Annotated in this window: 10 protein-coding genes; 1 reads left to right on the top strand and 9 read right to left on the bottom strand. The window is 63.6% G+C overall.

Annotation, left to right across the window (positions count from 1 at the left end):
- The first annotated feature begins 165 nt into the window (after nucleotides 1-165).
- Nucleotides 166-1,446, top strand: a complete 1,281-nt coding sequence (kynU, locus tag OUZ45_RS09255; RefSeq protein WP_266169689.1) for a kynureninase — start codon at nucleotides 166-168, stop codon at nucleotides 1,444-1,446.
- A 47-nt stretch (nucleotides 1,447-1,493) separates the two neighbouring features.
- On the opposite strand, the gene OUZ45_RS09250 is transcribed toward kynU, so the two are convergent.
- The 9 genes from OUZ45_RS09250 to OUZ45_RS09210 form a co-directional block, all read right to left on the bottom strand.
- Entirely contained in the window at nucleotides 1,494-2,762 is a 1,269-nt protein-coding gene (locus OUZ45_RS09250) for a glutamate-5-semialdehyde dehydrogenase (protein ID WP_266169687.1), read from the bottom strand.
- Nucleotides 2,759-3,907 carry a glutamate 5-kinase gene (gene proB, locus OUZ45_RS09245; protein ID WP_266169684.1) on the bottom strand — a complete coding sequence of 383 codons (1,149 nt, stop codon included), beginning with the start codon at nucleotides 3,905-3,907 and terminating at the stop codon, nucleotides 2,759-2,761. Before proB ends, OUZ45_RS09250 begins: the two co-directional genes overlap by 4 nt.
- A complete protein-coding gene (locus tag OUZ45_RS09240) occupies nucleotides 3,908-4,270 on the bottom strand; it encodes a cupin domain-containing protein (protein ID WP_266169682.1) in 363 nt (120 codons plus the stop codon).
- A 6-nt stretch (nucleotides 4,271-4,276) separates the two neighbouring features.
- Nucleotides 4,277-5,572 (bottom strand): argininosuccinate lyase, encoded by a 1,296-nt coding sequence (gene argH, locus OUZ45_RS09235; RefSeq protein WP_266169680.1) that lies wholly within the window; start codon nucleotides 5,570-5,572, stop codon nucleotides 4,277-4,279.
- Between the two features lie 106 nt (nucleotides 5,573-5,678).
- Nucleotides 5,679-6,638 (bottom strand): N-acetyl-gamma-glutamyl-phosphate reductase, encoded by a 960-nt coding sequence (argC, locus tag OUZ45_RS09230; RefSeq protein WP_266169679.1) that lies wholly within the window; start codon nucleotides 6,636-6,638, stop codon nucleotides 5,679-5,681.
- Nucleotides 6,639-6,643: 5 nt separating this feature from the next.
- Nucleotides 6,644-7,912 carry an acetylglutamate kinase gene (locus OUZ45_RS09225; protein ID WP_425601681.1) on the bottom strand — a complete coding sequence of 423 codons (1,269 nt, stop codon included), beginning with the start codon at nucleotides 7,910-7,912 and terminating at the stop codon, nucleotides 6,644-6,646.
- Between the two features lie 37 nt (nucleotides 7,913-7,949).
- Nucleotides 7,950-9,065, bottom strand: a complete 1,116-nt coding sequence (locus OUZ45_RS09220) for an acetylornithine deacetylase (protein ID WP_266169675.1) — start codon at nucleotides 9,063-9,065, stop codon at nucleotides 7,950-7,952.
- A gap of 34 nt (nucleotides 9,066-9,099) precedes the next feature.
- Nucleotides 9,100-9,540 (bottom strand): GNAT family N-acetyltransferase, encoded by a 441-nt coding sequence (locus OUZ45_RS09215; RefSeq protein ID WP_266169673.1) that lies wholly within the window; start codon nucleotides 9,538-9,540, stop codon nucleotides 9,100-9,102.
- A gap of 14 nt (nucleotides 9,541-9,554) precedes the next feature.
- Nucleotides 9,555-10,757 carry an argininosuccinate synthase gene (locus tag OUZ45_RS09210; RefSeq protein ID WP_266169672.1) on the bottom strand — a complete coding sequence of 401 codons (1,203 nt, stop codon included), beginning with the start codon at nucleotides 10,755-10,757 and terminating at the stop codon, nucleotides 9,555-9,557.
- Nucleotides 10,758-10,785 lie beyond the last annotated feature (28 nt).

Genomic DNA, 10,785 nt, shown 5'->3' with positions numbered 1-10,785 from the left:
CGCACCCTGTGCGCGATGCCCTGCGCGAGCAGGGCCGGTTGGCTAGCGACAGCAAAGGCGCAGCCCTGCTCACGCAGGGCATCGCGCACAGGGTGCGCTCCTATAGGGACGCCCATCTCCCGCATTCCCGCTAAGCTGTACCGACATCCGTCCGAGACGAACCCGATGTCGATCCCGTACCAAGCCACCGCCGAATGGGCCCACACCCAGGACGCCGCCGACCCCCTGCACACCTTCCGCGACGAATTCCTGATCCCCTCGCACGAGGGACGCGACAGCCACTACTTCTGCGGCAACTCGCTGGGCTTGCAGCCACGTGCGGTGCGTCCGGCGATCAGCGCGGAACTGGACTACTGGGGCGAACTGGGAGTCGAAGGCCACTTCAAGGGCCGCCTGCCGTGGATGGACTACCACGAGTTTGTGCGCGACGACCTCGCCAACGTCGTCGGTGCGCTGCCATCCGAAGTGGTGGCGATGAATACGCTGGGCGTGAACCTGCACCTGATGATGGTGAGCTTCTATCGCCCCACACCGGATCGCCACGCCATCCTGATCGAAGCGGGTGCGTTTCCCACCGATCGTTATGCCGTGGAATCGCAAATCCGCTATCACGGCTTCAGCCCCGCACTGTCGTTGATTGAATTGGAAAGCGACGAGCCGAACGGCACGCTTTCCATGGCCGCGATCGAACGCGCCTTGGCCGAACACGGCGAGCGCATCGCGCTGGTGATGCTGCCGGGAGTGCAGTACCGCACGGGCCAGGTGTTCGACCTGGAGGCGATTACCGCGCTGGCACACAAGCAGGGCTGCATGGTCGGTTTCGATCTCGCTCACGCTGTCGGCAACTTGCCATTGCAACTGCACGACAGCGGCGCCGACTTCGCCATCTGGTGCAGCTACAAATACCTCAACGCCGGTCCGGGCGCCGTCGGTGGCGCCTTCGTGCATGAGCGGCATGCCAACACTCACCTGCCCCGCTTCGCGGGTTGGTGGGGTCACGATAAGAGCACGCGCTTCCAGATGGGCCCGCATTTCGAACCCACACCCGGCGCGGATGGCTGGCAGCTGTCCAATCCGCCGATTCTCGCGCTCGCACCGCTGCGCGTGTCGCTGAAAATCTTTCGTCGCGCTGGCATGGCGCAGTTGCGCGAGAAGTCGCTGCGACTCACCGGTTACCTGGAATGGCTGGTGCACACGCAACTGGCCGATGTGCTGGAAGTGGTGACGCCTCGTGAACCTTCACGCCGTGGTTCGCAGCTTTCCATCCGCGTGCTCGGCGGCCGCGAACGCGGCCGCGCGCTGTTCCAGTACCTGATGGACCATGGCGTTATCGGCGACTGGCGCGAGCCTGACGTGATCCGGATTTCACCCGCGCCGCTGTACAACCGCTACGCCGATTGCCTGGCCTTCGCCGAAGCCGTGCGCGCCTGGCAACACGGCGGCTGAGCCAGGGCTGCTCTGAACCCATCTGCTGAGTAATTTACTTTCCACCATCAGCCTCGCACCCGGCTCTGCGAATGACGCACCTGCCCTTCGCCGTACACCACGAAGCGCTCAACCGTCAGCGCCTCGGCGCCCATGGGGCCGTAGGCGTGCAAGCGCGTGGTGGAGATGCCGATCTCCGCGCCCAAACCCAGCTCGCCGCCATCGCTGAAACGCGATGACGCATTGACCATCACCACCGCCGAGCGGATCGCGCGCACGAAACGGCGGGCGGTCTCTTCATCGCGAGTGGCAATGACTTCGGTGTGGTCGGAGCCGTAACGATGGATGTGCGTCAGCGCGGCATCCAGATCGTCGACGATGCGTACGGCCAGGATCAGGTCGAGATATTCGGCGGCGTAGTCAGCTTCGTCAGCCGGCTTCATGGCGGGCGACAAGGCACGGCTGCGCTCGCAACCGCGCAGCTCCGCCTGGCGCCGGCCGAGCGCATCGGCAGCGCGCGGCAGGAAGTCGGCGGCGATGTCCTTGTGCACCAGCAGGGTTTCCAGCGCATTGCACACGCCAGGGCGCGAGGTTTTGCCGTCCACCAGCAGGTTCAACGCCAGCGCGGGATCGGCGGCGCGATCCACGTAGAGATGGCAGACGCCTTTGTAGTGCTTGATCACCGGCACGCGCGCATGCTCCGCGACGAAACGAATCAGGCCTTCACCGCCGCGCGGAATGGCGAGATCGACGATGTCGGTGAGTTGCAGCAATTCGATCATCGCCTCGCGACGTAGATCCTCCACCAAGGTCAACGCAGCGGCGGGTACGCCATGCGCTACCAGTGCCTCGCGCAAGGCGCGAGCAATCGCCGTATTGGAGTGCACTGCCTCCGAACCGCCACGCAGGATCACACCATTCCCTGCCATGAGGCAGAGCGCGGCAGCATCCGCAGTGACGTTGGGACGTGCCTCGTAAATCATCGCCACCACCCCAAGCGGCACGCGCACACGTTCGACCACCAGACCGTTCGGGCGGGTTTCATGACGCGTCACCACGCCGACCGGATCGGGCAGTTCGGCGATCTCGCGCAGCGCGCGCGCGATGGCTTCGATGCGTTCCTCATCCAGGCGCAGGCGATCGAGCATGGCGCCTTGCACACCCTTGTCCGCGGCCTTGCGCATGTCTTCGGCGTTGGCGGCGAGGATTGCCGGAGCCTGTACAACCAGGCGCTCCGCCATGGCCAACATCAGTGCGCGCTTTTGCGCCGTATTCAGTTCGGCAACGGCCATTGCCGCATCACGGCAGGCCAGGGCTTGCTCGCGAATCGTGCTCATGGGCTGCTCTCCGGGGCGTCAAGAAGAACCAGGTCATCGCGATGCACGACCTCGTCGCCGAAGCTGTAGCCAAGCCGCTCGGCGATCTCGCGGCTATGCCCGCCGGCAAGGCGACCCACTTCGGCAGCGCTGTACTGACTGAGTCCGCGAGCCATCGGCGTACCGTCCGGGGAAACAATCTCCACCATATCGCCGCGATGGAATTCGCCCACCGCACCGACGATGCCACCAGGCAGCAACGAAGCGCGCCCGCCCGCGAGGGCATGAGCGGCACCGGCGTCAACCCTCAAGTGGCCCGGAGCCGCCGGGGCGTGGCGCAGCCAGTATTTGCGTGCCTGCATGCGGCTGCGGCCAGCCTGGATCAGCGTGCCGTGCAACTGTCCCTGCGACAGGGCTTGCACGGCCTCTTCGCTGCCGCCGTCGAACAGCGCTGTGGCGATGCCCGCAGCGGCGGCCTTGCTAGCGGCTTCCAGCTTGGTGCGCATGCCACCCGTACCCACCGCGCTACCGCTGCCGCCGGCCATGGCCATGATCTGTGGTGTCAGCGCCTCGACCAGACCGATCGGCTGTGCGCTGCTGTCACGTCGCGGGTCCGCGCTGTACAGCGCGTCGATGTCCGACGCGATGAGCAGTAAATCAGCATCGACCAGGGCCGCGACGATGGCCGCCAGGTTGTCGTTGTCGCCCAGCTTCAATTCATCGACGGCAACGGTGTCGTTCTCGTTGATCACCGGCAGCACGTCGAAGGTCAACAATTCCCGCAGCGTCGCACGCGCATTGAGGTAACGGCGGCGATGACGCAAGTCGTCGTGCGTCAACAACACCTGGGCCACGGGGCGATCGCTGAGCCCTTGCCACAACGCGATCATTGGCGCCTGTCCCAAGGCAGCCAGTGCCTGTCGCGCTACCAGGTCGCCGCCCAGCTGCGTGCGTTGTCGCATCAAGGCGCGCCCTGCGGCGACGGCGCCGGAAGACACCAGCACCACCTCTCGCCCGGCGGCATGACTCGCAGAAATGAACGCAGCCAGCCTGCTCGCGTGACGAGGTGTCAGCCCGACACCATCAGCCGCGAGTAGGTTGCTGCCTACCTTGAGCACGGCACGACGCCAGCCAGGCAAGGCTTGCCTGGGCGTCGTCGCGTGCATCTACACGCCCTCGTCATGGGGTGCGGCGATCCGGTCGCCATGACTCTTGGGTGCCGACACCACGAGGAAGCGAAGCACGCCGGTGGACTCGTTGCGCATCTGGTGCGCCAGCCCAGGCGCCACATGCAGGCCTTTCCCGCACGGCAATCGATGGATGGTGCCGGCCAACTCCAGCGTCGCCTCGCCTTCAAGCACGTAGAAAAACTGACGCGCGAGCACGTGCAAATGACGCTGCTCCGAACTCCCGGGCGGCATGCTCTCCTCGATGACGCTGAGGTCGTCGCCCCTAAGCAGATGCCAGCCATCGCAGACTTCACCCCAGCGATAGTGCGGCGCGCTTGCTGTGCTGACAGGCTCGCTCATGGATGATTAGCCTTCGAGTTGATGCAGACGTGCGACGAGTTCGTCCAGACGCAAGTCGTGGCCCGAACCGGGCGACACGCGCGCCGCCAAACTGCTTTCCGGGGTGCGACCCTGCCCCGCCGAACTGGCAGTTTCCGCCGCTGCGCGATACGCATCGCGGAACGGCACACCGGCGGCGGCCTGCTCGATCGCCACGTCGGTGGCATACATCGCCGGCTCAATGGCTGCGCGCATGGCGTCTTCGTTCCACTGCATGCGGGCCAGCAGGTCCGGAACCAGTTCGAGCGCAGCCAGACCGTGGCGGCAACCGTGGAACAACGAGCCCTTGGAAAACTGCAGGTCGCGCTGGTAACCCGACGGCAGCGACAACAGCTGCTCGATTTCGGTACGCGCCGCCGCGACGCTGGCATAGCTGGCACGCAGCAGTTCCACCACGTCCGGGTTGCGCTTGTTCGGCATGATCGAGCTGCCAGTGGTGTACTCCGACGGCAGCTTCACGAAATTGAATTCCGCGGTGGTGAACAGCGACAGATCCCAGGCCAGGCGGCGCAGGTCGAGCAAGGCACTGGCGATAGCCTCCAGCACGGCCATTTCGAACTTGCCACGCGAAAGCTGCGCATAGATCGGCGAGATCTGCATGCGCGCGAAACCAAGCGCCTGAGTGGTGTGTTCGCGATCCAGCTTGAGATTGACGCCGTAGCCCGCCGCCGTACCCAGCGGATTCGCATCGATCAGGGCGATGGTTTGTTGTGCACGCAGCGCGTTGTCGATGAAACCCTCGGCAAAGCCGGCGAACCACATGCCGGTGGACGACACCACGGCGCGTTGCAGGTGCGTGTAACCCGGCAGCGGCACGGCCGGCTGCGCTGCACGCTCCAGGCAGACCTTGGCGATAGCACGGCAATGCGTTTCAAGCGCTGCAAGCTGATCCTTCAGCCATAGACGCGTGGCGACCAGGATTTGATCGTTGCGGCTGCGACCGGTATGCACACGGCGGCCGGCGTCGCCGAGACGCTCGGTGAGTCGCGCCTCGATCGCCGAATGGCCGTCTTCATAGCGCTCGTCGAGCACGAAACGCCCGGCACGAAAATCCTCCGCCAGCACATCCAGCTCACGCTTCAGTGCAGCCGCTTCGTCAGCGCTCACCACACCGATGTTGGCAAGGCCTTCCACATGCGCCTTGCTGGCGACGATGTCGTGCAGGAAAAACTCGCGATCCAGCACCACGTCGTCACCGGCAAGGAAACGCATGATGCGGGCATCGATCTTGACGTCGGATTTCTGCCAGAGAGGTTGGGTCATAGGGCTAGTGATAAGTGATGAGGAGTGAGTAGTGAGAGAGAGCAGACACAAGCGTGGCGCAGAGTGAGGGGTGTTTGATTACTCACCACTCACTCCTCTCCACGCTCTACTTCTCCAAGGGAATCGCGGTGTATTCGTCCACACCGATCGCGCGGTTGATGTTTTGGATGGCCTGGGTCGCGGCGCCCTTGAGCAGGTTGTCGAGGGTAGCGACCACCACCACGCGCTTGCCGTCGACCGACATAGCGAAACCGCCAAGCTCGGTGTGATGCTTGTCGGCAATAAGGCTGACCCACGGCGCTTCGTCCAGCACTTTGACCAGCTTCTCACCGTCATAGGCGTGATGGAAACGCGCCAGGATGTCCTCGCGCTTCATCGGGCGGGCCAGATAGAGGTTGGTCGTTACGGTGAGGCCACGGAAATGCGGCGCCACGTGCGGCATGAATTCCACCGGCAAGCCCAGGTGACGACTGGCCTCTTTCTCGTGCATGTGACCCGTGAGCGAGTACGGCATCAGGTTGTCGCGCAGCTTCTCCGGATCGTTCTTGTCCGACGGTGTGGTGCCCGCGCCGGAGTATCCCGACACGCCGAAACACACCGGCGGCGCGGCAAGCAGATCCTTGAGCGGTGCGATGGAAAGCTGCACCGCGGTGGCATAGCAGCCCGGATTGCTGATGCGCTTCTCTCCACGCCACTTGTTGCGTGTCAGCTCCGGCAAACCGTAGTACCAGCGCTCGTCGAAGCGGTAATCCGCCGACAGGTCGAGGATCAACGTATCCGGCTTCGCAGCATCCAGTGCCTCGACGTACGGCGCGGCCTTGCCATTGGGCAGCGCGAGGATCACCACGTCCGCGCCCTGAGCAGCCACGCCGGCGGGATCGAGGCTGGCGTAGCGCAATTCGCCCTGATAGCCGTCGATATGATCGGCCACGCGCTGACCATCCAGCTCGCGCGAGGAGACGAATACCAGCTCCAATACGGGATGCGCCGCAATCAGGCGAATCAGTTCGGCACCGGTGTGTCCGCGTGCGCCAACGATGCCGATGCGCTTCTTGATTGTGTTCATAAGCATCAACCCACCAAAGTCGCTGGACGCGTGGCGCAATGCGCTACGCAGCGTTCGATCTCATCGAAACCCTTCAGGCCGTACCAGAACACCTTCCAGTACTCCTGCTTGAAGCAACCGTCGGATTCGGCGTAGTAGAAGATGTTGATCTGATTGCCGTGACGCGAACGCCAAAACAGCTGCGGATTCTCCTCGCGCATCACCTGCCACACCGCACGGCCCAGGCCCTCGCCTTGGGCGTCGTCCAGCACCGCAAATTTGTCCAGATAGGCGAGTCCTTCGTTCTGCGTCAGGATCATCGCCGCGCGATAGTTCTCGCTCACATAGATGCGATACGGCTTGGTGCGCTCGAAATAGTCGGGCACCAGCTTGCGGCCGAAACTGGACTCGATCAGCTCGCGCATGCGCTCGAGATCGATGCCATCCCAGGATGCCTCGAAACGACACACCTTCTCGCCGCGACGCACCAGCGTACCGGAGCCCTTGTGAGTGAACAGCTCCTTGGCCAACTCGGACGGCCGCGTGATCGACACCGACGAAGTCAGCGGCAGATCCGACAGCAGGTCGGCGATCTGCTCGATCTTCACGCGCATGCCGCCGTTGATCCACGGCTGCGCCATCAAGTGTTCGTATTCGGTGCTGAGGTTGATCGAGTCGATCACCTTGCCCTTATCGTCCAGCAAGCCGCCGGTGCCAGTGAGGAACACGATCTTGTACGGCTGCAGCACGCGCACCAGTTCGTTCGCGGCAAAATCGGCGTTGATGTTGAGGATCTGCCCTTCCTCGGTTTCGCCCAGGCTGGCGATCACCGGAATGGAGCCAGCGCGCAAGCTGGCTTCGATCGGGGCGAGATTGATGCTGCTTACCTTGCCGACCAGACCGTAGACCTCGCGATCAAGATAGGTGGAGGTGAACACGCCGGACGGCACCGAAGTGGCGCGCGTATCCATCGACTGCAGCGCTTCGACCAGGCGCAGGTTCTGCTCCTGGAATACCTTCCGCACGATGGCCAGCGCTTTCGGCGAGGTCACGCGCAGGCCGTTGACCGTCTGCTTTTCGATACCCGCCGCCGACAGCTCTTCATCCAACTGTGGACCAGCGCCGTGCAGCACGATCGGCGTAAGGCCGACCTGCTGCAGGAAGGTCAGCGACGAGGTCAGCGCCGGAAGATCGTCACGCAGCACCGCACCGCCGACTTTGACCACGGCGAAGCGCTTCGCGTCGAGCTGCGAGAAACGCTTGAGGTATTGCTGGATTTCCTTCGCGCTGCCCATGCTCGACAACAGGCGAACAATGGTCTTGCGGGTGTGCTTATGCGCTTCCACGGTCGCTGCTCTTATCCTGGATGATCCGGTAAATGGTTTGTGCGTAATGCTCGAGCTGGTCCAGTGCCACCCACTCGTCGGCGCTGTGCGCCTGAGCGATGTCGCCGGGGCCATAGACGAAGGAGATGTAGCCGGCGGCGGAGAACAGTGCGGCTTCCGTCCAGAAGTTCACCGCGTTGCCGACCGGGATGTTCAGTTCGTCGGCCAAGTCACGCGCGGCGAGACGGCGTGCCTCGGCTGTGGCGGTATCGCCGGCCGGCAGCGAATCGCCGCGGAAGGTTTCGCCGTATTCGACCGGGTGCGGCTCGACCAGCGTGCGGAAGGTTTCCAGCATGCGGTCAGCGTCCATCGACGGCAGCGGGCGAAAACCGAAGCGTACGTCGGCCGTTGGCGCGATGATGTTGGCCTTGATGCCGCCCTCGACCTTGCCGATGTTGAAGCGCAACCCGGTCAGGCCGCCGAAGCGCTCATGCGACTGTGCAGCCGCGAAATCCAGCGCCGCTGTACCCCAGCGCATCGCCTGATGCAGGGCGCTGTCCGACGCCTTTTGTTCGCCCGAGGCATGGCCGGCCTTGCCGGTGAAACGCATTTGCACCGAGTGGATGCCGCGATGCGCCAGCACGGCTTCGCCCTTGGTCGGTTCGGCGACAATCACCGCCTCGTAGACCGGCTTGTCTTTCAGGAAACCGTCGATGCAGCGCGCGTCATTGGCCTCCTCGTCGGTGGACAGCAGCAACGCCATATCGCCCTTGGTGGCGTTGGCCACCGCAACCAGCGCAGCCGCCGCACCCTTGATGTCGCAAGCGCCCAGGCCGATGGCACGGTCACCATCGATACGCAGGGTGTGCGGATCGGCCGTCCAATGCGGTGAATCCGGCACGGTGTCCATATGCACGTTGAACAAATACTTCGGCGTGCCGCGGACGGCGTAGAGATTCACGGCACCCGCACCGAAATCGGTCACGGTCACCTCGAAGCCCGGCAGGTGTTCGCGCAGGTAATCGAAAATGCCGCCCGTGCCAATTTCGCGCGGCGGGTTGCGCGTATCGAAGCCGACCAGGGCCCGAAGATGTTTGAGAGTGTCGTCGAGTAGTGCGCTCATGAGGTCCGTCTGTGGAATGGCTTGGTCGAAGTTGTCATCGTCGGATCGCGGACGTATAGATGTCCGGTTTGTAGATTTCCATCAGCGTCTCCGGTCGCTGCGGCGGGGTGAATCCGTGGCGTGCGTACAGCGCGTGGGCGTCTCCGGTGGCGAGGGTGAAGCGGCGCAGCCCCTGCAATTCAGGGTGATCCAGCACCGCCTGCACCACTTGCTTGCCATAGCCATAACCGCGGTATTCGGGAAGCACGAATACGTCGACAAGATTGGCGAAGGTCGCGAAGTCGGAAATGACCCGTGCGAACGCGACCTGAGCCTTGCCGACAAAGCCGCCGAAGCACAGCGAGTGATCGATCGCCTTACGCACCCGTTCCAGCGGAATCTCCTTGGCCCAATAGGTGTGAGTGGAAAGGAAATGGTGAATAAGAGCGAGATCAAGCTCGCTCTTATCCGTACTGATGCGCAAGCTGTCGCTCATCGCAGTGGCTCCGCTCAGGCCTGGCCGCTGCGGTTGATTTCCGCCCACAGCGTGCTGCTCATGCCGAAGAGCTTGATGAAGCCCTCGGCCTCTTCCACGCCCCAATCGGCCGACTGTGCGTAGGTAGCACCCTTGGCGTTGAGGATGTGCGGCGAGCGGATTTCCACGGCGGTCACCTGTGCGCCCGAGGTTTCCAGCACCACTTCGCCGTTGACGCAGCTCTGGCTGGAAGCCAGGAAGGCTTCGAGGTCGGTCTTGATCGGATCATGGAAGAAGCCTTCGTAGACCACTTCCACCCACTTGCGCGCCACTTCGGGCTTGAAGCGGTTCTGCTGCTTGCTCAGCACGGCTTCTTCGAGAGCACGATGGGCGGTGAGCAGCGAGATCAGGCCGGGGGCTTCATACACGATGCGGCCCTTCAAGCCGATGGTGGTGTCACCGGTGTACATGCCGCGACCCACGCCGTAGGGCGCAAACAGCTCGTTGAGCTTGGCCAGCAGCTGGGCGCCAGGCAGTTTCTCGCCGTTGAGCGACACCGCCTCGCCCTTCTCGAAACCGAGGGTGACCGAGAGCTTTTCGGACGGCCATTCGGCGCGCGGCTTGCACCAGCCGCGAGCGCCCTCACCCGGGGTCTTCCAATGGTCGATCTCGCCACCGGACAGCGTGACGCCCAACAGGTTCTCGTTGATGGTGTAGCTCTTCTGCTTGGCGCGCACTTCAAAGCCGCGCTCTTCCAGGTACGCCTGCTCATAGGCACGGGTCTGGGTGTGTTCCTTCTGGATCTCACGGATCGGCGCCACGATCTGATAGTCGCCCAGCGCCTTCACGGCGAGGTCGAAACGCACCTGGTCGTTGCCCATGCCGGTGCAGCCATGTGCGATGGCCTTGGTGCCCAGCTCCGCAGCGCGCTTGATCGCCGCGTCGACAATCAGATAGCGATCCGACACCAGCAGCGGATACTGCCCCTGATAAGCCTCGCCCGCTTGCACGAACGGCTTCACGAAACCTTCCCAGATCGCCGGGCCGCCATCCACGGTGACGTGACTGGCGACGCCCAGCTCTTTCGCACGCGCTTCGATATAGGCGCGCTCCTCCGCATCCACGCCGCCGGTATCGGCGAACACGGTGTGAACGGCCCAGCCGCGTTCTTTCAGGTAAGGCACGCAGAAACTGGTGTCGAGGCCACCGGAGAAGGCGAGAACGATGTCTTTGCTCATGGCTTGCGAAATCCTGGAAATAAAGATG

It is taken from the genome of Dyella subtropica (assembly GCF_026283965.1).
GTDB lineage: Bacteria > Pseudomonadota > Gammaproteobacteria > Xanthomonadales > Rhodanobacteraceae > Dyella_D > Dyella_D subtropica.
This window is presented reverse-complemented; position numbering and strand designations above follow the sequence as displayed.

Coding starts and splice junctions, on each gene's coding strand:
- argC (WP_266169679.1), bottom strand. CDS start 6,638: ATGAACACAATCAAGAAGCGCATCGGCATCGTTGGCGCACGCGGACAC.
- OUZ45_RS09240 (WP_266169682.1), bottom strand. CDS start 4,270: ATGAGCGAGCCTGTCAGCACAGCAAGCGCGCCGCACTATCGCTGGGGT.
- OUZ45_RS09210 (WP_266169672.1), bottom strand. CDS start 10,757: ATGAGCAAAGACATCGTTCTCGCCTTCTCCGGTGGCCTCGACACCAGT.
- proB (WP_266169684.1), bottom strand. CDS start 3,907: ATGCACGCGACGACGCCCAGGCAAGCCTTGCCTGGCTGGCGTCGTGCC.
- kynU (WP_266169689.1), top strand. CDS start 166: ATGTCGATCCCGTACCAAGCCACCGCCGAATGGGCCCACACCCAGGAC.
- OUZ45_RS09225 (WP_425601681.1), bottom strand. CDS start 7,912: ATGGGCAGCGCGAAGGAAATCCAGCAATACCTCAAGCGTTTCTCGCAG.
- OUZ45_RS09215 (WP_266169673.1), bottom strand. CDS start 9,540: ATGAGCGACAGCTTGCGCATCAGTACGGATAAGAGCGAGCTTGATCTC.
- OUZ45_RS09220 (WP_266169675.1), bottom strand. CDS start 9,065: ATGAGCGCACTACTCGACGACACTCTCAAACATCTTCGGGCCCTGGTC.
- OUZ45_RS09250 (WP_266169687.1), bottom strand. CDS start 2,762: ATGAGCACGATTCGCGAGCAAGCCCTGGCCTGCCGTGATGCGGCAATG.
- argH (WP_266169680.1), bottom strand. CDS start 5,572: ATGACCCAACCTCTCTGGCAGAAATCCGACGTCAAGATCGATGCCCGC.